The sequence below is a fragment of the Jatrophihabitans telluris genome (assembly GCF_023516435.1).
GTDB lineage: Bacteria > Actinomycetota > Actinomycetes > Mycobacteriales > Jatrophihabitantaceae > Jatrophihabitans_A > Jatrophihabitans_A telluris.
Window position 1 is genome coordinate 3,854,275 of record NZ_CP097332.1, and the last position, 24,903, is coordinate 3,879,177.

Below are 24,903 nucleotides of genomic sequence, written 5' to 3' on the forward strand. Positions count from 1 at the left end.
GTCCTGAGCCCGGTCTACTTGACCGAGCCTGCGGTGAGACCGCCCACCAGGTGCTTCTCGATGAACGCGAACAGGATCACCACCGGCACGATCGCGATCAACGAGGCGGCGAAGAGCTGGTCCCAATGCTGCTCGTAGCCGGTCACGTAGGAGGAAATCCCGACGGTGAGCGGCTTCTTGCTGTCGTCCTGCATCAGGGTCAGCGCCACGACGTATTCATTCCAGGCGGCGATGAAGGTGAACACCACGGCGGTGACGACGCCGGGCAGGGTCAGCGGCAGCATGATCCGCCACAGTGTGGCCAGCCGCCCGCACCCGTCGAGGTGGGCGGCCTCCTCGACCTCCTGGGGGATCGAGCCGAAGAAACCCTGCAGGATCCAGATCGCGAACGCGAGGTTGAAGGCGGCGTTGGTCAGGATGATCGCCAGGTAGGTGTTGACCAGGTTGGCGTCGAAGAACTCACGGTAGATGCCGACGACCAGCGAGGTCGGCGAGAACATCTGCGTGATCAGGACGAGCAGCAGGAAGGCCGTCCGGCCCGGGAACCGGAACCGGGCCGTGAAGTAGGCCGCGGGCACGGAAACCACCAGCACGATGACGGTGGAGCAGACCGCCACCAGTACCGAGGTCTTGAGCCAGTTGCGGAACCGGCCGTCGCCGAGCACGTCGGAGAACGTCGAGAACTGCCAATGTCGCGGCAGGAATGTCGTCGGGGTGGCCACCACGTCATTGCTCGTGCGCAGCGCGTCCAGCAGCATCACCAGGAACGGCCACAGGAACGCCAGCGCGACGAACAGGCCGATGAGCGGAAGCACGAAGCGGCGCGCCGCAGGCCAACCGGTCGGCCGGCGGCCTGGGCGGGCGGGCGTCACCATCGGGCCCGACGGATCGGTAGCGGTCGTGGCGCTCATCGGTTCACCGGTTCCTGCCACTTGACGAGCCTGAGGTACACCATGACCACGACCAGGATGAGCAGCACGTTGAAGACTCCGGCGGCGGCCGACATGCCGACGTCGTGCTCGGCGCTCTTGAACGCCAGCTTGTACATGAAGGTGATCGAGGTGTCGTGGGCGAAGCCGGGATTGCGATCGTTGAGGGTATAGACGATCGGGAATGAGTTGAAGACGTAGATGATGTTGAGGACGCTGGCCACGAGCATGGCCGGCCGCAGCAGCGGCAGCGTCACCGACCAGTACACCTGCCACGGACGGGCACCGTCGATGAGCGCCGCCTCGTAGATGTCGGTCGGGATCGCGTTGAGTCCGGCCAGGAAGACGTAGGCGGTGAAGGGGATCGACACGAACACGCCGACCGCGATCATCGAGATCATCGTCCAGCGGTCGTCACCGAGAAAGTCGATCGGCTTGGAGATCAGGTGCACCGAGAGCAGCGCGTGGTTGAGCACGCCGTGGTAGTAGTCGTAGATCAGCGTGAACATGCGCGCGGTGATCACCAGCGACGCCGCCCACGGCACGATGACCGCCCATCGAACCACGCGCCGGCCGAAGAAGTCCTTGGACAGGAACTGCGCCAGGGCCAGGCTGATCAGGATCGTCAGCGCCACGACGCACAGCACCCAGACGCCGGTGTTCTTCAGGACGGTCGCCAGCGCCCGGTGGTGGAGGACCTTGGAGTAGTTGCGCCCACCGGCGGAGCCCAGCCGCAGGCCGGTGATGGAGTAGCTCGACAGAGAGGCGCGGATGAGTTCCACCGCGGGATAGATGACCACGCCCGCGATGAGGATCAGGGCCGGCGACAGCCACAGCAGGGCCACGCCGAGCGGGGCGCGTCCCCGGTCTCGGCCGCGCCGGCCGGTCGCTCGTCCGCCCCACCGGCGACCGGGTCCCGATCGCGCGGCTCGCTGGGCGGCCGGCCCCGGTACGGGCACCGCGTCGGAGGAGGACGCGGTACCCGTACCGGAGGCCGATGCTGGGCGGTTCACGACGTTGCCCACGCTCAGCTGTTCGCCTCGGCGTCGGTCTGCAGCGTGTCCAGGACCTTCTTCGGGTCTCCCCCGGAGCCGACCGCGGCGCCGATGTTCTGCTGGACGTCGAGCTTGACCTTGTCCCAGGTCGGGTCATCGGTCGGCGTCAGGTGCACGTTGGGCAACGTGTCGAGGTACACCTTCAAGTTGGCCTGCGAGGCGAAGGACTGCAGACCGGACTTGGTCACCGGCAGGAACCCCTCGGCCTTGATGAACGTGTTGACCTCGTCCGGGGCGTAGTAGAGGTCGTAGAAGGCCTTGATCGCGGCCTGGTTGCCGCTCTTCTTGAACGCCATCAGGTAGTCGGTGACGCCGTAGGTCTGGGCCGGCGAACCGTCCTTGGTCGGCATCGGGGCGATGCCGTACTCGACCTTCTTGTCCTTGTCCAGCTGGGCCGACAGCGGCGAGAATCCGACGATCATGCCTGCCTTTCCGGAGGTGAACAGGGGGAAGGCGCCGTCGGTGCGGTTGGTCTTGCCGGGGTTGTTCTGGGTGACCTTGTCCTCGACCGCGAGCTTGCGGAGGAAGGACAGGGTGTCGACGTTCTGGGCGGAGTTGATCGTCCACTTGCCGCCGGACTTCCAGTCACCGCCGTTGTTGACCAGCCAGATTCCGAACTCGGCCTGGGCCTCTTCCGGCCCGAGCGGCATGGCGTAGCCGACGGTGCCGTTGCCCAGCGCGGTCAGCTTCTTGGCGTCGGTCTCGAACTCGTCCCACGTCTTGGGCGGCGCGGCGATGCCCGCCTTGGCGAAGAGTGTCTTGTTGTAGAACAACGCCCGGGCCGAGGACAGATCGGGCATGCCGTAAAGCTTGCCGTTGTAGCTGCCGCTCTTGACGAAAGCGTCGAGCAGGTCCGACTTCACCGAGGAGGACAGAACGTCGTCCGCGCTGTAGAGCAGGTTGTCCTTGGCGTAGCTGGCGTAGACGTTGAGGTTCAGGATGTCGGGCGCGTTGTTGTTCTGCACCATCGTCGAGGACGTCTGGTCGATATCGTCCCAGCTCACGACCTGGACGTCGAGCTTGATGCCGGTCTTGGCCTGGTACTTGGTGGCGAAGTCGTTCCAGAACTTCGCGGTGTTGTCCTTGGAGTACTCGGCGGCGACGATCTTGATCGACTTGACCGAGCCGCTGCTACCGGTGTTCTTGCTGTCGCTGCTTCCGGTCCCCCCGCCGCAGGCAGCCAGCCCGACGACGGCCGCCGCCGTCGCGGCCAGTACCGCGAGTTTCGTGCGCACCATCCGTGTCCTCCCGAGGTTGTCCCACCGATTCGATCGACTGGCGACGAGTGTGCCGGGTGACACCGCCATCTGGCAATGGTCTACACCATTCTTTCGAAGCGTGGTCTAGACCATGAACGGGTGTGGGCACGTGGTCATGAGACAGATTTTCCCTTCGCAGCAGGGGTAAACGGCGCTCGAAGCGCTTACATTTCTCGGCACCGAAATGTTCGGCCGCCGTAACCTGAGAAAACATAGGGGCAACATCTGGAGTCCGGCGAGCATCGCCCGGCAGCGGGGGATGCGCTGGACGACAGAACTGACCTGCCCCCGGCGCCACCGGTGTGGCGAACAATGGGCCCGCAGCGGCGCTGGACCACGGCCAAACCAAAGGGGCCTCGGTTTCCCGAGGCCCCTTTGTGGTTGAGCCGCCTTAGGGAATCGAACCCTAGACCTTCTCATTACGAGTGAGATGCTCTGCCGACTGAGCTAAGGCGGCGTGCCAGGCCACCCGGGGGCGGACTCGCGACCGGTGGAGTCTATCGGGCGGCCCGCTGCCCGCGAAATCGGGATTGTCACCGGCCTGGGCCCGCCGCCGAGCCTGCCGCCTGAGCCCCGCCGTCCGGCCCGAAATCCGGGGCCTGCGTTGCAGTAGCCTTTCCAGTGCCATGACTGATCACATCGCCGCCACCGACACCGTCACGGGCTCGGTTCCTTCGGAACAGACCGAGTCCCAGTCCTACGACCCGCGCGCCGCCCAGGACCGCTGGCTGCCCGTTTGGGACGCACTCGAGCTCTACGAGCCCGGCAAGCGCCCGGGGCCGCGCAGCTACATCCTCGACATGTTCCCGTACCCCTCAGGCGACCTGCACATGGGTCACGCCGAGGCCTACGCGATCGGTGACGCCGTCGCCCGGTTCCACATGCAGCGCGGCGAGGACGTCCTGCACCCCATCGGTTGGGACTCCTTCGGGCTGCCGGCCGAGAACGCCGCCATCAAGCGCGGCATCAACCCGCGCGAGTGGACGTACTCGAACATCGAAACCCAGGCCGAGTCCTTCCGCCGCTACGCGCCGTCCTTCTCCTGGTCACATCGCCTGCAGACCTCCGACCCGGACTACTACCGCTGGCAGCAGTGGCTGTTCACCCGCTTCCTGGAGCGCGGGCTGGCCTACCGCAAGGCCTCCCCGGTCAACTGGTGCCCGAAGGATCAGACCGTACTGGCCAACGAGCAGGTCGTGGCCGGGCGGTGCGAGCGGTGCGGGACTCAGGTCACCAAGCGGACGCTGACCCAGTGGTACCTGCGTATCACCGACTACGCCGAGCGGCTGCTCGATGACATGACCGCGCTCGAGGGCACCTGGCCGTCGCGCGTCCTGCTCATGCAGCGCAACTGGATCGGCCGTTCCCAGGGCGCGGAGGTCGACTTCGTGGTCTCCGGCGGTCCGAGCGACGGCCAGACCATCACCGTCTACACGACCCGGCCGGACACGTTGTTCGGCGCGACGTTCGCCGTCGTGGCGGCCGACGCCGAGGCTGCTCTGGAGCTGTGCGCCCCCGAGCAGCGCGAGGCTCTGGAGGCCTACCGGGCCGAGGTCGCGGGGCTGTCCGACCTGGACCGCGAGGCCACCAACCGGCCCAAGACCGGCGTGCCGCTGGGCATCACCGTGATCAACCCGGTGAACGGCGAGCACATCCCGGTGTGGGCGGCCGACTACGTGCTGGCCGGGTACGGCACCGGCGTCATCATGGCGGTGCCCGCGCACGACCAGCGCGACCTCGACTTCGCCCGCGCGTTCGGCCTGCCGGTGCGGGTCGTGCTGGACACCGGCGAGGCCGATCCCCACGAGAGCGGGGTGGCCACCAGCGGCGACGGTGTCATCGTCAACTCCGGACCCTACGACGGACGGTCCAAGGCGGAGGCCATCGCCACGATCATCGCCGACCTGGATGCGGCGGGTACCGGCAAGGCCACCACCAACTACCGCCTGCGCGACTGGCTGATCTCCCGCCAGCGCTACTGGGGCTGCCCGATCCCGGTCATCCACTGCCCGGTCGACGGCATGGTGCCGGTGCCCGACGACCAGCTGCCCGTGACGCTGCCGGACATGCGCGGGGAGGAGCTGTCCCCCAAGGGCGAGTCGCCGCTGGCGTCCAACCACGACTGGCTGCACGTCGAGTGCCCGAAGTGCGGCGGCCCGGCCGAGCGGGATTCCGACACCATGGACACGTTCGTGGACTCGTCCTGGTACTTCATCCGCTTCGCCTCGCCCAACTACACCGACGGCCCGTTCGACCCGGACGAGGTTCGCAAGTGGCTACCGGTCGACCAGTACGTCGGCGGCGTCGAGCACGCCATCCTGCACCTGCTCTACAGCCGGTTCATCACCAAGGTGCTCTACGACATGGGCATGGTGGAGTTCACCGAACCGTTCAGGGCTCTGCTGAACCAGGGCTCGGTCGTGCTCGACGGCGCCGCGATGAGCAAGTCGCTGGGCAACATGGTCGAGCTGGGCGAGGAACTGGCCTCCTACGGGGTCGACGCGATCCGGGTCACGATGCTCTTCGCCTCACCCCCGGAGGCCGATGTCGACTGGGCCGATGTCTCGCCCACCGGTTCGGTGAAGTGGCTGGCCCGGGTCTGGCGGGTGGCGCAGGACGTCGCGGCCGCCGGCCTCGACCAGGGCGAGCCCGCCACGGGCGATCAGGCCGTGCGGCGGGGTGTGCACGCCATCGTCGAGGAGAACACCCGGCTGATGGAGGGCTTCCGCTTCAACGTGGTCATCGCCCGCCTGCAGGAGCTCACCAATCTGCTCCGCAAGGCGATCGACTCCGGCGCGGGGGCCGGCGACCCGGCCGTGCGTGAGGGGGCCGAGGCGCTGGTGCGGATGCTGTCGACGGTCGCACCGTTCACCGCCGAGGACTGCTGGGCGGCGATGGGTCACGACGTGGAGTCGGGTGACTCGGTGCACCTGGCCGGTTGGCCGACCGCACTTCCGGAGCTGCTGGTTCACGCGACGGTCACGTGCGTGGTTCAGGTGCAGGGCAAGGTCCGCGAGCGCCTCGAGGTGTCCCCGGACATCTCTGACGCCGAACTGGAGGCCCTGGCGGTCGCCAGCGACGGTGTCGTGAAGGCGCTGGCCGGCCGGCCGGTGGCGAAGGTGATCGTCCGCGCCCCGAAACTGGTCAACATCCTGCCCGGCTGATCCCACGTTGAGGTTGCCCTCGTTGCTCGGAATCCCACGTTGAGGTTGCCCTCGTTGCTCCGAATCCCACGTTGAGGTTGCCCTCGTTGCTCCGAATCCCACGTTGAGGTTGCCCTCGTTGCTCGGAATCCCACGTTGAGGTTGCCCTCGTTGCTCGGAATCGGTTCGGCTAGTTCGCCGGGACCGGGTTCTGGTTCTGGTTCTGGTTTTGGCCGAATCCCGCCGGCCCGCCGCCGAAGCCGCCGTTGCCCGGGGTGAACCGCGAGTTGGACGTGCCCGACGAGCTCGTGTGGTCGGCCCATGCGACGGCCACGGTTCCCAAGCACGCGATCACCGCAGCCGCCGCTAGCGCCACCGCCGTCTGCACGGGCGTCCACTGCGGGTACGTCGCCTGCACTCCGCCAGCAGAAGCCGCCGGAACAGCCGGAGCCACCGGAGCCACCGGAGCCACCGGCGGCAGCGGAGCCACCGGCGGCAGCGGAGCCACCTGCGGCATGGCCCACGCCGGCGGGGCGGGCGTAGGCGGGTACGGCACGGGTGAGTCCGGGACGGACGGGGTCGAGCTGGACATCGGCGGAACACCTTCGCTAGGGGCTCGCCCTTTGCGCGAACATTCCCGCCCAGATTGTCTCGGCACTCCGGCAGCGCTCTGGCAGCACGCTGGCAGCACGCTGTGAGCAAGAGAGTCGACAGCCCGCCCGACTCGCATCCACAGGTTGGCCACAGAGTTCACACAGAGCGGCGCCAGCAACGTGCAACACTCTGTAGACCGTGACTGCTACCAGCGCTCCCCGCCCCGCCTCTCTCGTACGTACCGACGGCACGCCCGTCCGCGTACTCGTGGTCGACGACGAACCCAACCTCGCCGACCTGCTGACCATGGCCCTGCGCTACGAAGGCTGGGACATCCGCACCGCCAACGACGGGCTGTCTGCCGTCCGCGTGGCGCGGGAGTTCAAGCCGGACGCGGTCGTGCTGGACATCATGCTTCCCGACCTCAACGGCCTCGAGGTCATGCGGCGGCTGCGCGACGAGTCACCCGACCTGCCCGTGCTGTTCCTGACCGCCAAGGACGCGGTCGAGGACCGGATCGCCGGGCTCACCGCGGGCGGTGACGACTACGTCACCAAGCCGTTCTCCCTGGAGGAGGTCGTGGCCCGGGTGCGGGGCCTGATGCGGCGCACCTCGATCGCGGCCGCCAAGGGTGGTTCGACACTCAGCGTCGGCGACCTGACTCTGGACGAGGAGAGCCACGAGGTCTCGCGCGCCGGTGACGAGATCAACCTGACCGCCACGGAGTTCGAACTGCTGCGCTATCTCATGCGCAATCCGCGCCGGGTGCTGTCCAAGGCCCAGATCCTGGACCGCGTCTGGAATTACGACTTCGGCGGCCAGGCCAATGTCGTCGAGATCTACATCTCCTACCTGCGCAAGAAGATCGACGCCGGGCGCGAACCGATGATCCACACCCTGCGCGGCGTCGGCTACGTCCTGCGCGCCGCCGGATAGCGATGCAACGGTCGCTGTCCCGTCCGGTCGCGAGCCTGCGGCCGAAACCCCTACGTGACTGGACGTTACGCACTCGGCTCGTGTCGAGCATGCTCGCCCTGATCGTGGTCATCTGCCTGGGCATCGGGGTCTTCACCACGTTCGCCCTCCATAGCTTTCTGGTCGGGAAACTGGACGACCAGCTGACCGCGGCCGGCCGCCGCCAGGGCGTAACGCCCAACGGTGCCCCGTTCACCCCGCCCGACTCGGGAACAGGGAGTGGCAATCCCCAGTTCCGTGACCGCCTTCCGGTGGGCCAAGCCGACGGGACGATCGGGGTCTTCACCAACTCGGCGGGGCAGATGGTGGCCAAGATCCGCCGTACCAGCGGCGCGGACGAGAACCTGAGCGCCACGGCCCTTTCCCAGCTGGAGAACGTGGCCGCCGACGGCCAGCCGCACACCGTCACGCTCAGCGGCTACGGCAGTTACCGCGTCGCTGTGAACGCCGAGCCGAACAGCGCGGCCAAGATCATCACCGGACTTCCGCTGGCGCAGGTGACGAGCACCGTGGTCCGGCTGTCGCTGATCATCACCGCCCTGAGCCTGATCGGCCTTATCCTGGCGGCACTATTGGGCGCGCTCATCGTGCGGCTGGCGCTGAGACCGTTGCGGCGTGTCACGTCCACCGCATCCAAGGTCGCCGACATGCAGCTCAACGAAGGTGAAGTGGCGCTGGCCGTCCGAGTGGCCGAACCCAATCCCCACACCGAGGTCGGCCAGGTCGGGATCGCGCTCAACCGCATGCTCGAAAACGTCAGCGAAGCCCTCAACGCCCGTCACCAGAGCGAGATGCGGGTACGGCAGTTCGTCGCCGACGCCAGCCACGAACTTCGCACGCCGCTGGCCTCGATTCGTGGCTACGCCGAATTGACCCGTCGTAGCAGGGAAATCGCCCCGCCCGACATCGCACACGCGATGACGCGGGTCGAGTCCGAGGCGGCGCGCATGACGACCCTGGTCGAGGACCTGCTGTTACTGGCGCGCCTGGACGCCGGACGTCCCCTCGCCGCCGACGATGTGGATCTCGCTCGCTTGACCGTTGACGTCCTGTCCGACGCGCACGCTGCCGGGCCGGATCACCGGTGGCATCTCGACCTCGGCGACGCGGACCTGGAAGATCACCCGATCACCGTCAAGGGCGATGAGGCCCGGCTGCAGCAGGTGCTGGTCAACATTCTGGCCAACGCCCGCACGCACACCCCGCCCGGTACCAACATCTGGATTTCCCTTTCTCGGCAGGGCGAATCCGCGAGCCTGGTCGTCCGCGACGACGGCCCCGGGATCCCCCCTGAGCTCGTCCCCGACATCTTCGAGCGATTTTCCCGGGGGGAGGAATCCCGCTCCCGCGCCGCCGGCTCGACCGGGCTCGGGCTGGCGATCGTGGCCGCCGTCGTCGCCGCCCACGCAGGCACGATCACGGTGTCGTCCCGGCCCGGCGAGACGATCTTCACCGTCGCGCTGCCAACCCACGGCCTCCGTTCAGACGGTGCACAGAGTTCCGCCAGGTTCGGCGGGCAGATTCTCTCGGTATGACGGCAGACACCCTTACCGCCCCTGGCTATTCCTCCCCCGACGCGTCCAGCACAGCAGGCGGCCGCCTCAGCGTGGCCGGTCGCGGCCGGTCGCTCATCCGGGGACGGACCGGCGACCCGGCCTGGGTACGCCCATCCCTGCTGGCATTGTTGCTCGCCACGGGCCTGCTCTACCTCTGGGGCCTGGGCGCGTCAGGGTGGGCGAACTCCTTCTACTCCGCGGCGGTCCAGGCGGGATCGCAGAGCTGGAAGGCGATGTTCTTCGGGTCTTCGGACGCGTCCAACTCGATAACGGTGGACAAGCCGCCGGCGTCGCTGTGGATCATGGCCCTGTCGGTGCGGATCTTCGGCCTGAGTTCCTGGTCGATCCTCGTCCCGCAGGCACTGGAAGGCGTTGCCGCGGTCGGCGTCCTCTACCTGGCGGTGCGGCGGACCTCCGGTGCGCTCGGGGGCCTGGTCGCCGGAGCCGTAATGGCCGCCACGCCGGTGGCTGCGCTGATGTTCCGGTTCAACAACCCGGACGCCCTGCTCGTGCTCCTCATGACGATCGCGGCCTATTGCGCTCTGCGGGCCCTGGAACAGGCCTCCACCAAGTGGCTGGTCGCCGTCGGCGTCCTGATCGGCTTCGGCTTCCTGACCAAACAGCTGCAAGCGCTGCTGGTCGTGCCGGCCTTCGCTCTGGCGTACCTGGTCTGCGCTCCGACGTCGATGCGTCGGCGGATCGTGCAACTGCTCGTCGGCGGCGCCGCACTAGTGGGCGCGGCAGGCTGGTGGATCGCAATCGTGCAGCTGACGCCGGCCTCGATGCGTCCCTACATAGGTGGTTCGCAGCACAACTCGATCCTTGAGCTGACCCTGGGTTACAACGGTCTGGGCCGGTTGACCGGAAACGAGACCGGCAGTGTCGGCGGCGGCAATACCGCCGGCGGCATGTGGGGCAGCACCGGCTGGTCACGGTTGTTCGGCTCGGAGATGGGCGGCGAGATCGCCTGGTTGCTGCCGACGTCCCTGCTCGCCTTGCTGATCGGACTGTGGTTCACCCGCAAGGCTGCGCGCACGAACCGGATTCGTGCGGCCCTGATCGTGTGGGGAGGCTGGCTCGTCGTCACGTGGCTGACGTTCAGCTTCGCCAAGGGCATCATCCACCCGTACTACACGGTCGCCCTGTCCCCGGCGATCGGTGGTGTCATCGGCGTCACCGTTGCCGGGCTGTGGCGAATGCGGCGGAACTTCACGGCCAACGTCCTGCTCGCGTTGACGGTCGCCGTCACCGCCGCGTGGGAGTTCATCCTGCTCGACCGGGTGTCGGGCTGGATGCCCTGGTTGCGATACTCGATCCTCATCGTGGGCACCATGTCGGCGCTGATGCTGCTGGTGATGTCCCGGCTGACCGAACGGGCCGCGGCGGCCGTCGCCGGCCTGGCTCTGGTGGCCTCGTTGGCGGGTCCGACGGCGTACTCGATCGCGACCGCCGCGACCCCGCACAGCGGATCGATTCCCTCGGCCGGGCCGGCCTCGTTCACCAGCGGCATCGGTGGTGCCGGCGGTCGCGGCGGTTTCGGCGGCAATCGGGCGGCCGGCGGCTTCGGCGCTCGGACGGGCACACCCGCGACCGGCACGGCCGCGCCCCCGACCGGTGCGGGTGGCTTCGGCGGTGCGGGCGGCTTCGGCGGTGCGGGGGGCTTGGGCGGTGCCAGGGCGAACGCCGGCGGTGCGGGCGGTCTGCTCAACGCGAGCACGCCGTCGGCTGCGGTAGTCGCTGCGCTCAAGGCGGACGCCTCGAAGTACAGATGGGTCGCCGCGGCCGTGGGTTCGAACAGCGCGGCGGGCTTCCAGTTGGCTACCCAGCAGCCGGTGATGGCGATCGGCGGGTTCAACGGCAGCGATCCGTCACCCACGCTGGCGCAGTTCAAGGCGTACGTGGCCGCGGGCAAGATCCACTACTTCATCGCCAGCGGTGGCGGATTCGGCAACCAAATGGGCGGAAGCAGCGCCTCCTCCGCGATCGCGACCTGGGTGGAGCAGAACTTCACCGCCACCACCGTGGGCGGCGTAACCCTCTACAACCTCACCCCCTAAACGGCCATTGTGCGGCCCGAACTTTGGCGACACGCCGATGGCGGCCCAAAGTTCGGGCCGCACAATGCGTTCAGAGGGTGCGGACGTTGGCGAGATAGCCGGCCCGGCGAAGGTCCATGGCCCGCGCGTAATCCGCTTCGAGTTGCGCACACAGCCGCCGCGGATTCATGGCCGTGCTCCAGCCCCAGCGCGTCACAATCACGCCGTGCCGCTGCAGGGTGTCGGCTCGAAGTTTCTCCCGGTAGAACTCCGCTTCGTCGTACTTCGCTCGGCCGTCCGCCTCGCCGACCAGGCCCGCCTCGTCGAAGAAGAAGTCCACGCGCCCCAGGTGAATGCCGTCCGGGGTGAACAGGTTGACCTGCTGTCGAGGCTGGACCGGCAGCGCCCGCATGTTCACCCGGCTGATCGATTCCAGCGGGGATTCGCTCAAGGGCGAGGCCAGCCGCAGGATCTCCCGCCCGTCGCTGAGGCCCGCGCGGCCCCGCAGCCGTGCGTAGGCATTCTCCAGATCCGTCGCAGTGATCAGGCGATCCCGCAGGGCCGAGTCCGCGGCGACCACGCCGGCCAACAAACCGGATTCCCGCGTCAGGTCGATGATCGTTCGGGCCGTCCCGGCCAGGGCGATATCCGAAGCGCGATCGAGTTCGGAAGCAGCCAGGGGCTGGCGGTGCACATGCAGGTCGGCCGGACGGGTGCGCAACGGGGGTTCGAGGGTGACACACGGCGTCGGGTTCCGGTCGATGAGCGGCAGCCCGTGCAACGCCGCCGCGCTCCGGTGACTGACCACGGCCCGCGGTACGGCTAGGGCCGCGGCCACGCCCTTGCGTCCCAGCAGGAACTCAGCCTGCCGGTGCTCGGGAATCTGGCGGAGGTCGGCGGCCGGTAGATAGACCCCGCGCCGCAGCCGGACCAGCTCGCCGCGGTTCACCGCAGCCCACAACGAATAGGACGACCAGCCGGCCAGCAGTGCCTGCTCGGCGGTGAAGGTGCCCCACTGATGCTTCGCCTGATGCGGTACGGCCGCCATGCCTCGATGTTCAGGGGGCGCCCCGTGTCACACGGCCCGATCCCCCCACCTGTGGACAGCGCCTCTCACCTGTGGACAGCGCCTCTCGCCTGTGGACGGTGCATAGTGCGGCCCGAACTTTGGCGACACGCCGACGTAGGACCAAAGTTCGGGCCGCACTATGCAGGAAGGGGGTGGTTTAAAGGGGATGCACAGGGTTGCTTCAGGGACTGGCAAGCACCACCGTCGAGGGTGAGTGCATGACCTCGCTGGCGCAGCCGAACACCGCTGCCTCCGACGCCCGATCCACTCATCGCATGCTCGACGTGACGGTCCCCGTGTACAACGAGGAACGTGGGCTTGCCGACGCCGTCCGTCGCCTGCACGCCCATCTGCGCCGCGATTTTCCCTACGAATTCGGCATCACCATCGCCGACAACGCCAGCACCGACGGCACCACCACCATCGCGGAGGCTCTGGCCGCCGAGATCGACGAGGTCCGCTACGTGCGTCTGGAGCAGAAGGGACGGGGGCGGGCGCTCAACCAGGTGTGGCTGAGCACCGACGCCACCATCCTCGCGTACATGGACGTGGACCTGTCGACGGATCTGAACGCACTGCTGCCACTGGTGGCGCCGTTGATCTCCGGGCACTCCGACGTGGCGATCGGCTCGCGCTTGTCCCGTCACAGCCGGGTGGTGCGCGGGACCAAGCGAGAGGTCATCTCCCGCTGCTACAACCTGATTCTGCGCGGGACGCTGATGGCCCGCTTCTCCGATGCCCAGTGCGGGTTCAAAGCGATCCGGGCCGATGTCGGACGGCAACTGTTGCCACACGTTCAGGACACGGGCTGGTTCTTCGACACCGAACTGCTCGTCCTCGCCGAGCGGTCCGGGCTTCGCATCCACGAGGTACCGGTGGACTGGGTGGACGATCCGGACAGCCGGGTCGACATCGTCGCCACCGCGCTCGCCGATCTGAAGGGCGTGGCTCGCGTCGGACGGGCGTTGGCCACGGGCTCCCTGCCGCTGAACGAGATTCGCGCGCAGCTGGGACGCGAGCCGTTGCAGCCGACCACTCCGGGCGTCGAGCCGCGACTGTTCACGCAACTGGTGCGGTTCGCGAGCATCGGCGTGCTGAGCACGCTGGCCTATCTGCTGCTGTTCGTCCTCACCCATCCTGGCCTGGGCGCGCAAGGCGCGAACCTCTTCGCTCTGCTGGTGACGGCGGTCGCCAACACCAGCGCGAATCGACGATTCACTTTCGGTATATCAGGTAAGGCCAAAGCCGCGTCGCATCAGGCGCAGGGGATGGTCGTGTTCCTGCTGACCTGGTTGCTGACCAGCGGCGCTCTGGCCGGCTTGCACCTGCTGGAATCACGGCCGCATCGGGCGCTCGAACTAGGCACCCTGGTGGTGGCGAACCTGGTCGCCACCGCCCTGCGTTTCGTTCTCCTGCGCCACTGGGTCTTCCGCCGCAGCAGCTGAGGCGCTCACCGCAATCGGCGGTCAACGACCCGATGGCCGACCGGAAACGTCTGCAACTCGGTGCACGCCGTGGCGGGGCAGGCCACTTTCATGACGGCCGGCCGCCGACTCAGCCGGACGGGCCAGCCGGATCTGCCGACACCGAGGCCGAACCCACCGTGCCGTCACCGTAGAACTGATCGTGAGCCTTGCGCGACGAGCAGACCGAGGCCATCGCACAGGTGGTCCGGGAACCGTCCGAGTTCATCCGCAGCACGACTGAATCCGACGGGACGTTGTGCCCGACCACGGTGGCTTCCTCCCCGCTCGGCGTGGACACGCAGGATCCGATCGCAGGGGCGTTTTCGGCGAAGTCCTGATACAGCGGGTGTTCGTACTTCAGGCAACACATCAACCGTCCGCAGGCTCCGGAGATGCGCAGCGGGTTCAGCGGTAGGTCCTGGTCCTTGGCCATTCGCACCGACACCGGTTCGAAGTCGACGAGGAAGGTCGCGCAGCACAACTCCCGCCCACACGAACCGATCCCGCCGATAATCCGCGCCTCGTCGCGTGCCGACAGCTGCCGCAGTTCGACCCGGCCATGCAGGGTCGAGCCGAGATCACGAACCAGCGCCCGGAAGTCGACCCGATGCGGTGCGCTGAAGTAGATGACGGTGCGGTTGGCCGACGGAACATGATCGATGCCGGCGACCTTCATGGGCAGGCCGTGCTCGCGGATGAGTCGCCGCGCGACGACTCGGGCCTGGGCCCGCTTCTTTCGGGCGGCGGCCAGCGCCTCGAGATCGGCGGGCGAGGCCATCCCGTCGAGGACCGGCAGACCTCCGATGTCCTCCGACGTCCACTGCGGGGCCCACATGACCTGGGCCACCTCGGGACCCTCCAACGTCGGGTACAGCACGTAGTCGCCGACGGACGGGGTGAGCGGTCCGGGGTCGGCGTAGTACAGCCGGCCCTTGTCGGTGAACGTCACCGCGCAGATCATGCCCACGGCAGCGAGCCTAGCCCCGGGTCCCCGCGGGGCGGGCATGTTGATCGGTCTCGTCAGGGCAGCCGCAGGGCCAGGGTCATCGCCTCGACCGCAAAGCGAGGCTTGACGTTCAGCTCGATCGCCTCGCGACACGCCAGGATTCCGTCGAGTCGTTGCAGCGCCCCGGCCTGGGTGATCGCCTTCGCGACCGACGACACGTCCCGGGCGAAGTCGGGGTGCGACGGGGTAACGCGCGATCCGGCCTGCACCAGTAGGACGTCTCGGTAGAAGCTGGCGAGGTCGACGAGGGCGCGGTCCAGGGCGTCGCGCTGCAGCCGGGTGGCGCGCGACTTCTGCCGCCGCTCGAGATCCTTCAACGCCCCGGCGCTGCCGCGCGCCGCGGTCGCGGCGCCCTTGCCCGTGCCGCCTTGCCCGAGAGCGACCTTCAACTCCTCGGTTTCGGAAACGTCCAGTTCGGAGGTGGTCACCTTGGCCTCGGCCTCAGCGGTCTTGACCAGATGCTCGGCCGCGATGAAGCACGCCTGCATCGAGGTCAGCGAGGCGGGAATGGCCAGCACCGCTTTGCGGCGTTCGCGGGCCTGCTCGTCGCGGGCCAGTCGCCGCGCGCGCCCGACGTGCCCTCCGGACGCCTGCGCGGCCCACAGTGCCAACCCCGCTTCGACACCGTCGGCACGCAGAACGTCGGCGATCGACTCGGCCGGCGGGATCCGCAGGCTCACCACGCGACAGCGGGACCGGATGGTCACGATGACGTCATCGGGGTGGGTGGACGGCGCGCAGAGCAGAAAGATCGTTCGGTCGGCCGGTTCTTCGATCGCCTTGAGCAGCGCGTTGGATGCGCCCTCGGTGAGCCGGTCGGCGTCCTCGATGATCACGATCTGCCAGCGTCCCAGCGATGGTCGGCGAGCCGAGGTCGCCACGACCGCCCGCATCTCGTTCACACCGATCGACAGCCCCTCCGGAACGACGGACTGGACGTCGGGATGGCTGCCGTGCAACACCGCCCGGCAGGACGTACAGACGCCGCAGCCGGGCAGGGATTCCGGTGCCTGGGAGAGTTCCTCGGCTCGGTCGCACTGCACCGCGGCCGCGAAGGACCGCGCCGCTACCGAACGACCGGACCCCGGCGGCCCGGTGAACAGCCAGGCGTGCGTCATTGCTCCGGGCTGCACGGGGCGGCCCGCGACCACCTCGGCCGCAGCGCGTGCGGCCCGGCTCAGCTCGGCCACCGCCGCAAGCTGACCGATGAGCCGATCGAAGACGGACCCGCTCGGCAGGGTCGCGGTCACTGCGCAGCCGCCACATCGGTCGGGGTGCCGGACGAGCTGGGTCCACCCTCGGAGCCAGAGCCAGAGCCAGAGCCAGAGCCAGAGCCAGAGCCAGAGCCGGTGCCGGAGCCGGAGCCAGAGCCGTGTTCGGGCCGACTCGGACGCGCGGACAGAACCCGCAGCACCCGCTCGTGAATCGCCGCCGCCAGCTCGTCCGGCGGGCGGGAGGCGTCCAGGACGAGATAGCGGTTGGGATCGGATTCGGCCAGGTGCCGAAACCCTTGCCGGACCCGTTCGTGAAAGGCCAGCGTCTCCCGCTCCAGCCGGTCGGGGCCGCGCTCGCCTTCGCGACCGTGCACTCGCGCCAGCCCGATCTCCGGGCTCACGTCGAGCAGGACGGTCAGATCGGGGACGAGGTCCTCGGTGGCCCAGCGCGACACCCGTTTGACGTCCTCCACCGACAGGGTGCGCCCGGCGCCCTGATAGGCCAGCGACGAGTCGACGAAGCGGTCGGTGATGACCACGTGGCCGGAGTCCAGGGCCGGCCGGATCACGGTCGCGACGTGGTGAGCGCGGTCGGCGGCGAACAGCAGGGCCTCGCTGCGGGGAGCGATCGGCCCGTCGGTCTGCAACAGCAGCGCGCGGATCGCCTGGCCGACCGGCGTCGCCCCTGGTTCGTGGGTCACCACTACCGGGGTGTGCTGGGATCGCAGGGACTCGGCCAGCCGCCGGATCTGGGTCGACTTACCCGCACCCTCACCGCCCTCGAACGCGATCAGCACCCCGCCGCTGCGCCACCGGCGGCGCCCGGAGGAGTCCCGGCGCAGGGAGGTCATCAGATCGGCCAGCACGGGGACCTGATCGCGTTCGTCCATTTGGCGGTAGGCCACCACCCCGGCGAGCACCGCGAGCAACCCGGCGGCGAACAGGACGATGCGGGTGCCGTCCACGGTGCCGCCGATCCCGGGGAGTTTGCGCTGGCCGATCGTGCCGACCAGCACCGGCACCACGGCCAGCGCCAGAATGAGCACGATCCGCACCATCGATTGGATGAAGGCGAACATCCGGCCGCGCATCTCGTCGTCCACCTGGGACAGCAGCGTGATCCCGGCCAGGTACCCGACCCCGGCCCCGAACCCGACCCCGAGCACCGTGATCATCGCCAACACCACGTGCGGCATCACGGCGGTCAACGCCAGGCAGGTGCCGGCGAACACGATGCACAGGCCGAACAGTCGCTTGCGGGACACCTCGTGCGCCACCCGGGGGGCGAAGGCCATCCCGAGACCAAGACCGACGAACACGGTGCCGAACAGCATGCCGTAGGCCGCATCGCCGCCGCCGAGGCTCTTCACGTAGGTCTTGCCCGCACCGATCACGGCTCCGCCGGCCGCGAACGCGCCCAGAATGCCAAGGATCAAGCCGCGCAACAGACCGGTGGTCCGGACGAAGTGGGCACCTTCGCGCAGCATGCGCCAGAGGCTCGGCTGTTTCTCCCCCGGCGCGACGGCCGCGTGGGGGCCGGAGATCTCGCGGATGAAGTACACGGTGATCGCGCCGACGAGGAACGTCACCGCGTTGAAGTAGAGCGCGAGACCGACCTGGTTGGTGCTGAACAACTGGAAGTGATGCGACAACGCCCGGGAGATCAGCGCCAGGAGCGAGAACAACGCGGCCGCGGCCACCGGGGTGAGCCCATAGGTGGTGATCAGGCTCAGCTGATTGGCGGCCTCGATCTGCTCCCGCCGGACCAGGTTGGGCACCGACGCGTCCTTGGCGGGGTTCCAGAACAGGCCGATGCATTCGATGAGGAAGGTCGCCAGGAAGAGCATGGTCAGCGACGGGAACAGCGGGATGAGGGCGAACAGGAAGAAGCGCGCCAGATCGGTGACGATCATCGTGTGCCGCCGGTCGAAGCGGTCCGCGAAGGCGCCGGCCAGCGGGCCCAGCAGGACGCTCGGGATCAGCCGCACCACCAGCACCAGGCCCAGGGCGTAGTTCTGCGCCTGGTAGCCGGTGGCCAGCTGGGTGGCCAGCGCCGTGGTGGCCAGCAACCCCAGCCAGTCCCCCAGGCTGGACAGACCCGTGCAGTACCAGAGCCGCCGGAACGGTGTCGTCTTCAATACCGCCCGGATCGCACCCATGCTCGACGAACCCGCGGATTCGGCCGGGTTCGCGCCGACCTCGGACCCGAGCGCGTCCGCAGTGCCATCGGCCCCCAGGGCGGGCACCGCGGCGGGCGGACCGGTTTCGGCTGAGATGACTGCTCCTCAAGGTTTCGTCTGCGTCTTGTCTGCGGTTGGTCGGCGGTTGGTCGGCGCTAGGTCGGCGGCCCCGACACCGCCGGAAAAGCGGCGTGGCCAGACTATCGGGAGGGTCTGTCAGTCCACGGGGTCGCGGTACGGCAGGCTCTCAGCTCACGGCAAGGTAGCCCGTGATCCGGCAGCATCAGGCGACATCAGGCGGTCGAGGACCGACGGCCGGAACCCGATGGACGACGATCCCGATGGACGACGATCCCGATGGACGACGATCCCGATGGACGACGATCCCGATGGACGACGATGAGGAGAAGCGGTCGCACATGAAATGGGATCCCGCCCAGTACGGTCGGTTCGCCGACGAGCGCAGCCGGCCCTTCTACGACCTGACCGGCCGGATCGAGGCCGACTCACCGAGCCGCGTCGCCGACCTCGGCTGCGGCCCGGGCGAGCTGACCGCCGAGCTCGCCAGGCGCTGGCCGCACGCGAGCGTGGTCGGGCTTGACTCCTCGCCGGAGATGATCGAGCGAGCGCAGCGCCGCGCCGCCAACGCAACAGGCGCCACCGACGCCACCGACGCCACCGACGCCACCGACGCCAGCAACGCCACCGACGCGAGTGGCCAGCTCGGCTTCGTCCTCGCCCGGGCCCAGGACTTCGACGCGACGGGCACGGACGTACTGGTCAGCAACGCCTTGCTGCAGTGGGTGCCCGACCACGGCGCGCTGTTGGTCGACTGGGCGGCCCAACTCAACGTGGGCGGCTGGCTCGCACTGCAGGTTCCGTCCAACTTCGACTCGCCGTCGCACGTCCTCATGCGGCAGATCGCCGAGTCGCCACGCTGGGCCGGTCAGCTGGGCGGGGTGCTCCGGCACGCCGACGCGGTGCTCGAACCCGAGCAGTACCTGGACCTGCTCATCGACAGCGGGATGCAGGTGGCCGTCTGGCAGACCGTTTACCACCACGTCCTGCCGGGCGAGGACCCCGTACTGGACTGGGTCCGTGGCACCGGTCTCCGTCCGGTCCTGGCCGCGTTGTCGACGCCGGACGCGCTCGAGTTCTGCGCCGAGTACGGTTCCCGGCTGCGCCAGGCCTACCCACGGCGCCCCTACGGCACGCCGTTTCCGTTCCGCCGCACCTTCGCGGTGGCCCACAAACTCTGAAACGACCCCGGCTCAGGCCTTCTTGGCCACGACCTTCTTCGCCACTACCTTCTTGACCGCCGACTTGGTCGCCGACTTGGTTGCCGCCTTCTTGGCCGGGCTCTTCTTGGCCGCCTTCTTGGCCGTGGCCTTCTTCTTCACCGGCCCGCGCGCGCGCCGGTCGGCCAGCAACTCCGAGGCCCGCTCGTCGGTGATCTCCTCCACCGAATCGTCGCGCCGCAGGGACGCGTTGGTCTCGCCGTCGGTGACGTACGGGCCGAAACGACCATCCTTGACGACCATCGGCATGCCCGACACCGCGTCGACGCCCAGCTCCTTCAGCGGCGGCGCGGCGGCGGCGCGGCGGCCTCGCAGCTTCGGCTGCGCGAAGATGGCCAGCGCCTGCTCCAGCGTGACCGTGAACAGCTGCTCCTCGGCCTCCAAGGACCGAGAGTCGGTACCGCGCTTGATGTACGGGCCGTAGCGGCCGTTCTGCGCGGTGATCTCGGCGCCCTTGCCCTCGTCGGCGGCCGGGTCGAGCCCGACCACGCGCGGCAGGGTGAGCAGCCGAGCAGCCTCCTCGACCGTCAGGGTCTCCAGCGACATGGTCTTGAACAGCGAGGCGGTGCGCTCGCCGTCGGTGACGTACGGGCCGTATCGCCCGTTCTTTCCGGTGATCTCGCGGCCGGTCTCCGGGTCGGGCCCGATCTCCCGATCGCCCGACGGCGCCGACAGCAACTCCTCGACCTTGTCCGGCGTCAGCTCGTCCGGTGCGAGGTCTTCCGGCACGGACGCGCGGACGTCCGAATCGGGTCCGCCCTTCTGGACGTAAGGCCCGTAGCGACCCACCCGCACGACGATCGCATCGGTCGTCGCCGGGTCGGTGCCGAACAGCGCGATCGAGTTCACCCCGCGCGCGTCGATGTCCTCCAAGCGCTCGGCGATCAGCTTCTTCAGCCCGCCCTGGGCCGAGATGCGGTCGCCGGACTCGGTCGCGACCTCTGCTGCGGTGGAACCGAAGTAGAACTTGCGCAGCCAGTCCACCCGCGATGTCGAGCCCCCGGCGATCGAGTCGAGGTCGTTCTCCACCGAGGCGGTGAATCCGTAGTCGACCAGCCGGGCGAAGTGGCCTTCGAGCAGGCCGACCACCGCGAAGGCCACCCATGAGGGCACCAGCGCCGCGCCCTTCTTCCAGACGTAGCCGCGGTCCTGAATCGTCTGCATGATCGAGGCGTAGGTCGACGGGCGTCCGATCCCGAGCTCCTCCATCGCCTTGACCAGCGAGGCCTCGGTGTAACGCGCGGGCGGGTTGGTCGAGTGACCGGACGGCTGCAGCCGCCGCACCCCGAGGCCGTCGCCGCGTTCGAGCTGCGGAAGGCGCTTCTCGGTGTCGTCTCGGCCGGCGGTTCCGTCGGAATCGCTCGCGCTGTCCGAGGCGCCCTCGTCGATGTCCTCGACGTAAGCGCGCATGAAACCGGGGAAGGTGATCGTGCGGCCGGAGGTGGCGAACTCGGCCCGCTCGTCGGCGACCGAGGTGCCCGCCAGCCGGATCGACATCGTGGTACCGACGGCGTCGGCCATCTGCGAGGCCAGGGTGCGCTGCCAGATCAGCTCGTACAGGCGGAACTCGTCCGAGGACAGCGCCGACGCGAGTTGCCCGGGCGTGCGGAAGGAGTCACCGGCGGGACGGATCGCCTCGTGGGCCTCCTGCGCGTTCTTGACCTTGCGGGAATAGTGGCGCGGCTCGGCGGGGACGTAGGCGTCCCCGTAGAGCTCGCGGGCCTGCGTGCGCGCCGCGGTCAGCGCCGTATCCGACAGGTTGGTCGAGTCGGTACGCATGTAGGTGATGTAGCCGTTCTCGTACAACCGCTGAGCCACCCGCATCGTGACCGCCGAGGACCAGCGCAGCTTGCGCCCGGCCTCCTGCTGCAGCGTCGAGGTCATGAACGGCGGGTAGGGACGGCGGCGGTAGGGCTTCTCCTCGACGCGGGTGACGGTGAAGTCGACCCCGTCGAGGCGGGCGGCCAGACCGCGGGCGCCGGCCTCGTCGAGGTGCAGGACGTCGGTGGACGCGCGCCCGGTCGCCGGGTCGAAGTCCCGGCCGGCCGCGATGCGCTCGTCACCGAGGGCGACCAGCTGCGCGGTGAATGTCTCCGGGTCACCGGCCTTGCGGTCGACCGGGGCGAAGCTGCCCTCGATGTCCCAGTACTCGGCAGTGTGGAAGGCCATCCGCTGGCGCTCGCGCTCGACCACGATCCGGGTCGCCACCGACTGGACCCGGCCGGCCGAGAGCTTGGGCAGGACCTTCTTCCACAGCACCGGAGACACCTCGTAGCCGTAGAGGCGGTCGAGAATGCGCCGGGTCTCCTGCGCGTCGACGAGGTGGGTGTCGATCTCGCGAGGGGAATTGACCGCGCGCTCGATCGCCTGGGGCGTGATCTCGTGGAACACCATGCGGCGGACCGGCACGGTGGGCTTGAGGGTCTGCTGCAGGTGCCAGGCGATCGCCTCGCCCTCACGGTCCTCATCGGTGGCGAGGAAGACCTCGTCGGCGTCCTTGACCAGGGCCTTGAGCTTGGTCACCTGAGCCTTGCGGTCGGGGCTGACCACGTACAGGGGTTCGAAGTCGTCGTCGGTGTTCACGCCGAGCCGGGCCCAGGGCTGTCCCTTGTAGGCAGCCGGGACGTCGGCGGCGTTGCGGGGAAGGTCGCGAATGTGGCCGATCGAGGCTTCGACGGTGTACCCGGAGCCCAGATAGCCGGAGATGGTCTTGGCCTTGGCCGGCGACTCGACGATCACGAGCTTGTTGCCGGTGGGGGCCTTCTTGCTGGCCTTCTTCTGAGGTGGCACTGAACTCTCCTGTCTGCGCTGCCTTGCGGCAGCTGGTGGTCGCCGTCGCGGGCGGCCTTCGCGTGTGGCGTCTTACTCACCGCGGTCCCGCCGACGGGGATCTCCCGACCGGCCGGTTCCACACGAGGCGACGCAGGCCGGACGGTACCGCACTCCGGTGGCCCGCTGCTTGCGCAGGGCCCGCAGGCTCAGCCGGGCGTCGGCGGCGGGGACGACGACGGCTGCGCGCGCCCCGGGCCGGCGAGGACGGCCGGACCGTCAGCGGGCAGCCCGATCAGACGACCACCGACAAGCCGAGAACGAGAATGATTCCGGTCACGGACAGGATCGTCTCGAGCAGGGACCAGGTCTTGAGGTTTTGACCCACGGTGAGCCCGAAATATTCCTTGGTCAGCCAGAAGCCGGCGTCGTTGACGTGGGAGAAGAACAGGGAGCCGGCCCCGATCGCAAGCACCAGCAGCGACAGGTGGGTGTTGGACAGCGAGGACGCCACCGGCGCGAGGATGCCGGCGGTGGTCACCGTCGCCACCGTCGCCGATCCCGTCGCCAGGCGGATGAGCACGGCCACGAACCAGGCCAGCAACAAGGGCGAGACACTGCTGCCGGCCACCCAACCGGCGATCATCTTCGAGATCCCCGAGTCGACGAGCACCTGCTTGAACCCGCCACCCGCGGCGACGATGAGCAGAATGCCCGCGATCGGCGGCAACGCCTGGTTGACGGTCTCGCCCAGCCGGTCCTTGTCCAGACCGGACACCACGCCCAGGCTGAACATGGCCACGATCACGGCGAGGAGCAGGGCCACCAGGGGCGTGCCGATGAAGTCCAGGAAGCTGTGCACCGGACCGGAGCCGTTCGCATCCGCCACGTCGGCGACGGACTTGGCCAGCATGAGGATCACCGGCAGCAGCACGGTGCCCAGCGTCGCCGGGAAGCTCGGGCGCCGGCCCGCCGCTGTCGGCGCTGCTGTTCGCTCCGCTCCGGTAGCCGCTCCGGTAACCGCTCCGGTTACCGCTGCGGTCTCATGCGCCTGGGCACCGTTGGTCGACGAGGCTCCGGCGGCAGCTGAGCGGACCGGGTCTGCGCCGAAGAGTTCAGGCACCGGTACGTCCACCCATCGAGCGGCGAAATGGCTGAAGATCGGGCCGGCCACGATCACGCACGGCACGGCGACGATGACGCCGAGACCCAGCGTGAGACCGAGGTCGGCCTTCAACGCACCGACCGCGGCCAACGGTCCGGGATGGGGCGGAACGAAGCCGTGCATCGCCGAAAGACCGGCGATCGCGGGCAGCGCGATCCGCATCAGCGGCTGCCCGGAACGACGGGCCACCAGCAGGATGACCGGCATCAGCAGCACCAGGCCGATCTCGAAGAACATCGGCAGGCCGATGATCATGCCCACCAGGGCCATCGCCCAGGGCAACACCCGGTCGCTGGAGCGTCCGACGATGGTGTCGACGATCTGGTCCGCTCCGCCGGAATCGGCCAGCAGCTTGCCGAAGATCGCCCCGAGCGCGATCAGCGTTCCGACGCTGGCCACGGTGGCGCCGAGACCGGTTCCGTAGCTCGCGACCGCCTTGGTGAGACCGAGCCCCGACACGGCGCCCACGATCAGCGAGCCGATCGTCAGGCTCAGGAACGGATGCAGCTTGAACCACGAGATGAGCGCGATGATGACGGCGATCGCCGCCAGCGTGGCGACGATCAGGCGGGTGTCGTGGCTGCCGCTGGTCGAGTCGGCGAGGATGCGCTCGAGAGCCGCGGCGTGAACTGCGGTGGTCATCACTGAACCTCCTTGAGGAACTGCTCGACGATGGGTTCCGGGCCGAGCGTGAAGTCGACCGCGACGCCGAACTCGTCCGGCTGGAGCGGTTCGAGCGTGTCGTACTGCGACTGGACCAGTGAGGCCGGCATGTAGTGCTGATGGCGGTGGCCGACGCGCTCGGTCACCACGCTCGGGTCGCCGGCGAGGTGCAGGAAGCACAGTTGCGGGGAGCGAGAGCGCAGGACATCTCGGTAGTGACGTTTGAGGGCCGAACAGGCGAGGACGCAGCCCTCGGTCTCACCGGCGAGCCAGTCGGCCAGGCGCGCCAGCCAGGGCGCTCGGTCGATGTCGGTGAGCGGGTGCCCGGACGCCATCTTGGCCTTGGCCTGCGGCGAGTGGAAATCGTCCGCGTCGGCGAACGGCACCCCGAGCTGCTGGGCCAGAACGCCGCCGACCGTGGTCTTGCCGCTGCCTGAGACGCCCATGACGACCACGGTCGGGTGGATTCCGATCAGCACGCGATAAACCTAGTCGCACCTTTCGCGCATTGTGCGGCCCGAACTTT

At 68.6% G+C, this 24,903-nt stretch carries 17 protein-coding genes and 1 tRNA gene; 6 read left to right on the top strand and 12 right to left on the bottom strand.

What is annotated here, in order from left to right:
• Positions 1-14: 14 nt before the first annotated feature.
• From M6D93_RS17770 to M6D93_RS17785, 4 genes are all read right to left on the bottom strand, one after another.
• A complete protein-coding gene (locus M6D93_RS17770) occupies positions 15-911 on the bottom strand; it encodes a carbohydrate ABC transporter permease (RefSeq protein WP_249771314.1) in 897 nt (298 codons plus the stop codon).
• Positions 908-1,942 carry a carbohydrate ABC transporter permease gene (locus tag M6D93_RS17775; protein WP_249771316.1) on the bottom strand — a complete coding sequence of 345 codons (1,035 nt, stop codon included), beginning with the start codon at positions 1,940-1,942 and terminating at the stop codon, positions 908-910. Before M6D93_RS17775 ends, M6D93_RS17770 begins: the two co-directional genes overlap by 4 nt.
• 14 nt (positions 1,943-1,956) lie before the next feature.
• Positions 1,957-3,222, bottom strand: a complete 1,266-nt coding sequence (locus M6D93_RS17780) for an extracellular solute-binding protein (protein WP_249771318.1) — start codon at positions 3,220-3,222, stop codon at positions 1,957-1,959.
• A 405-nt stretch (positions 3,223-3,627) separates the two neighbouring features.
• Positions 3,628-3,700: transfer RNA gene (locus M6D93_RS17785), tRNA-Thr, on the bottom strand.
• Positions 3,701-3,869: 169 nt separating this feature from the next.
• Here M6D93_RS17785 and leuS point away from each other — a divergent pair.
• Positions 3,870-6,407, top strand: a complete 2,538-nt coding sequence (leuS, locus tag M6D93_RS17790) for a leucine--tRNA ligase (RefSeq protein ID WP_249771320.1) — start codon at positions 3,870-3,872, stop codon at positions 6,405-6,407.
• Positions 6,408-6,576: 169 nt separating this feature from the next.
• Here leuS and M6D93_RS17795 read toward each other — a convergent pair whose 3' ends face one another.
• Positions 6,577-6,978: a hypothetical protein gene (locus tag M6D93_RS17795; RefSeq protein WP_249771322.1), complete on the bottom strand. Its 402-nt coding sequence runs from the start codon at positions 6,976-6,978 to the stop codon at positions 6,577-6,579.
• A 200-nt stretch (positions 6,979-7,178) separates the two neighbouring features.
• Here M6D93_RS17795 and M6D93_RS17800 point away from each other — a divergent pair, with 200 nt between their 5' ends.
• The 3 genes from M6D93_RS17800 (at position 7,179) to M6D93_RS17810 (ending at position 11,568) form a co-directional block, all read left to right on the top strand.
• The gene (locus M6D93_RS17800; RefSeq protein WP_283818606.1) at positions 7,179-7,916 is read left to right on the top strand and encodes a response regulator transcription factor; all 738 of its coding nucleotides are present in this window, start codon (positions 7,179-7,181) and stop codon (positions 7,914-7,916) included.
• A gap of 89 nt (positions 7,917-8,005) precedes the next feature.
• Entirely contained in the window at positions 8,006-9,490 is a 1,485-nt protein-coding gene (locus M6D93_RS17805; protein ID WP_249774231.1) for a sensor histidine kinase, read from the top strand.
• Positions 9,487-11,568, top strand: coding sequence for a glycosyltransferase family 39 protein (locus tag M6D93_RS17810; protein ID WP_249771324.1), 2,082 nt, complete (start codon positions 9,487-9,489; stop codon positions 11,566-11,568). The genes M6D93_RS17805 and M6D93_RS17810 overlap by 4 nt, the downstream gene beginning before the upstream one ends.
• Positions 11,569-11,638: 70 nt before the next feature.
• On the opposite strand, the gene M6D93_RS17815 is transcribed toward M6D93_RS17810, so the two are convergent.
• Positions 11,639-12,595 (bottom strand): type IV toxin-antitoxin system AbiEi family antitoxin domain-containing protein, encoded by a 957-nt coding sequence (locus M6D93_RS17815; protein WP_249771326.1) that lies wholly within the window; start codon positions 12,593-12,595, stop codon positions 11,639-11,641.
• A 239-nt stretch (positions 12,596-12,834) separates the two neighbouring features.
• Here M6D93_RS17815 and M6D93_RS17820 point away from each other — a divergent pair, with 239 nt between their 5' ends.
• Positions 12,835-14,061, top strand: coding sequence for a bifunctional glycosyltransferase family 2/GtrA family protein (locus M6D93_RS17820; protein WP_249771328.1), 1,227 nt, complete (start codon positions 12,835-12,837; stop codon positions 14,059-14,061).
• 109 nt (positions 14,062-14,170) lie between these two features.
• Here M6D93_RS17820 and M6D93_RS17825 read toward each other — a convergent pair whose 3' ends face one another.
• Genes M6D93_RS17825 through tmk form a run of 3 tightly spaced genes read right to left on the bottom strand, consistent with a single transcriptional unit; the run spans position 14,171 to position 18,461 of the window.
• Positions 14,171-15,049 carry a PSP1 domain-containing protein gene (locus tag M6D93_RS17825; RefSeq protein ID WP_347343507.1) on the bottom strand — a complete coding sequence of 293 codons (879 nt, stop codon included), beginning with the start codon at positions 15,047-15,049 and terminating at the stop codon, positions 14,171-14,173.
• A gap of 53 nt (positions 15,050-15,102) precedes the next feature.
• Positions 15,103-16,338: a DNA polymerase III subunit delta' gene (locus M6D93_RS17830; protein WP_249771330.1), complete on the bottom strand. Its 1,236-nt coding sequence runs from the start codon at positions 16,336-16,338 to the stop codon at positions 15,103-15,105.
• A complete protein-coding gene (gene tmk / locus M6D93_RS17835) occupies positions 16,335-18,461 on the bottom strand; it encodes a dTMP kinase (RefSeq protein ID WP_430667245.1) in 2,127 nt (708 codons plus the stop codon). The genes M6D93_RS17830 and tmk overlap by 4 nt, the downstream gene beginning before the upstream one ends.
• 362 nt (positions 18,462-18,823) lie before the next feature.
• Here tmk and M6D93_RS17840 point away from each other — a divergent pair, with 362 nt between their 5' ends.
• Complete coding sequence (locus M6D93_RS17840) at positions 18,824-19,741, top strand: methyltransferase domain-containing protein (protein WP_249771334.1); 918 nt, start codon at positions 18,824-18,826, stop codon at positions 19,739-19,741.
• A 12-nt stretch (positions 19,742-19,753) separates the two neighbouring features.
• On the opposite strand, the gene topA is transcribed toward M6D93_RS17840, so the two are convergent.
• From topA to M6D93_RS17855, 3 genes are all read right to left on the bottom strand, one after another.
• Complete coding sequence (gene topA / locus M6D93_RS17845; RefSeq protein ID WP_249771336.1) at positions 19,754-22,570, bottom strand: type I DNA topoisomerase; 2,817 nt, start codon at positions 22,568-22,570, stop codon at positions 19,754-19,756.
• Positions 22,571-22,844: 274 nt separating this feature from the next.
• Positions 22,845-24,356, bottom strand: a complete 1,512-nt coding sequence (locus tag M6D93_RS17850) for a GntP family permease (RefSeq protein ID WP_249771338.1) — start codon at positions 24,354-24,356, stop codon at positions 22,845-22,847.
• Positions 24,356-24,823, bottom strand: coding sequence for a gluconokinase (locus M6D93_RS17855; protein ID WP_430667246.1), 468 nt, complete (start codon positions 24,821-24,823; stop codon positions 24,356-24,358). The genes M6D93_RS17850 and M6D93_RS17855 overlap by 1 nt, the downstream gene beginning before the upstream one ends.
• Positions 24,824-24,903 lie beyond the last annotated feature (80 nt).